General features: G+C 40.5%; 3 protein-coding genes and 1 pseudogene. All 4 read left to right on the forward strand.

Features of this window, described 5'->3' with window-relative positions; all coding sequences use genetic code 11:
• Positions 1-86 (forward strand): annotated as a pseudogene (locus tag QZ506_RS01350) (lipoprotein); the annotation flags it as partial.
• 77 nt (positions 87-163) lie between these two features.
• Complete coding sequence (locus QZ506_RS01355; protein ID WP_291968511.1) at positions 164-289, forward strand: hypothetical protein; 126 nt, start codon at positions 164-166, stop codon at positions 287-289.
• Positions 290-295: 6 nt separating this feature from the next.
• The gene (locus tag QZ506_RS01360) at positions 296-721 is read left to right on the forward strand and encodes a prepilin peptidase (RefSeq protein ID WP_291968513.1); all 426 of its coding nucleotides are present in this window, start codon (positions 296-298) and stop codon (positions 719-721) included.
• Complete coding sequence (locus QZ506_RS01365) at positions 709-1242, forward strand: TadE/TadG family type IV pilus assembly protein (RefSeq protein WP_367272951.1); 534 nt, start codon at positions 709-711, stop codon at positions 1240-1242. Before QZ506_RS01360 ends, QZ506_RS01365 begins: the two co-directional genes overlap by 13 nt.
• Positions 1243-1367 lie beyond the last annotated feature (125 nt).

Here is a 1367-nt window from a genome sequence, read left to right on the forward strand (position 1 = left end):
CTCAGGTGGGTGAAGCCATGGCCATGGTCAAAGCGCTTAACCGGATCACGCTATTAGGAATGCCGAACAATATTCGCATCACGTAACAATCGACCCGTATGGGGCGCAGTCGTTACAAGTTCTGATTTATTCAACAAAGCCACAACTGTGGTGATCTGCTCCGATGATTACCCAAAAGTTCTATTTATTCAACAAAGCCTGTATTAGGTTGATTACCGGATCGTCTGCTGATTCGTTACACCATACCATTCAGTGGATTATAAACGCTTCTGGCATTTTTAAGGTATGATGTAAAGTGAAAGTAGAAGGGATGCTGACAATTGTTATTAGTATAATATTGATGTTCGTCTGTTATACGGATATTCGTTGCCGGAAAATTACCAATGCGACGACATTGCTCATTTTTTCTCTCTCACTTTTATTAGCCTTTCATCATCCTGAGGATCTCTCTTTAATAGTGCTGTTGCTATTGTTTTGTCTTGGTTTTGTTTTATCTATAGTCGGCGTAATCGGTGCAGGCGATGTTAAACTGGTCTGTGCATTATCAACGGGGCTTTCAACGACAGAGATAGGTAATTTTTTATTTTTTATGGGAATGGCTGGGATCCCACTCACGTTGCTTACGTGTTTATATTATAGACTGTTCTCAATAAATAACGTCATCACTATACCCTATGGTATTGCTATTTGCTCTGGCTATTGGCTGTTGTGGGCTGTGTAAGTAAAAGGAATAAAGAATTGAACAACAAAACAAATCATTCGATTTCATGGTATCGTTCTAGTAGCGGAAGTTCTGCGCTTGAGTTTTCTTTACTCTTTATCCCCTTTGTTATGGCATTTCTTTTTCTCGCAGAGCTGTGTCGGGTGGTTTATATTTCATCTGCCTTGGATTTGATTCTGGCTGAATCCAGCTATCGTACATCGCTTCGTCAGCCTGACAGTGATTATCACGCTTATTTTACGAAAGCCTTGAAAAAGCGTTTAGGTGTATGGCCATTATTTAGCAGAAATATAGAGGTTCACGTCTCTGCGCGTTATTGTGATGATGTCACTGCGTTAATTGAGAATGTCAAATATTGCTCATCGATTCATGCAACTGGAAAACCGTTGGCACTGTATCACGTGAATATTAATTACCAGCCTCTCTTCTTTCTATTTCCGACAGTGATGGTTGAACAGCAATGGAAGAGAAAGGTTGCTTTTGTTCAGGAATTTCAGCGAGGAGAAGGCTTTGTTGAATAATAGGTAATCATGCTGTTTTTCCATGCCAGTTTTGGTTGAAAATGCTTGTCATCTCAGGTGTACACTTTTCTCATGAGGCCTAACTGCATGATTTTACGTTGCGAGGATCTGTCGTTTCACTGGGC

This window comes from Candidatus Symbiopectobacterium sp. (assembly GCF_020054415.1).
Taxonomy (GTDB): Bacteria; Pseudomonadota; Gammaproteobacteria; order Enterobacterales; family Enterobacteriaceae; genus Symbiopectobacterium.

Excerpts from the sequence above, each read along its gene's own strand:
- QZ506_RS01355 (WP_291968511.1), top strand. The coding sequence starts at position 164 with ATGATTACCCAAAAGTTCTATTTATTCAACAAAGCCTGTATTAGGTTG.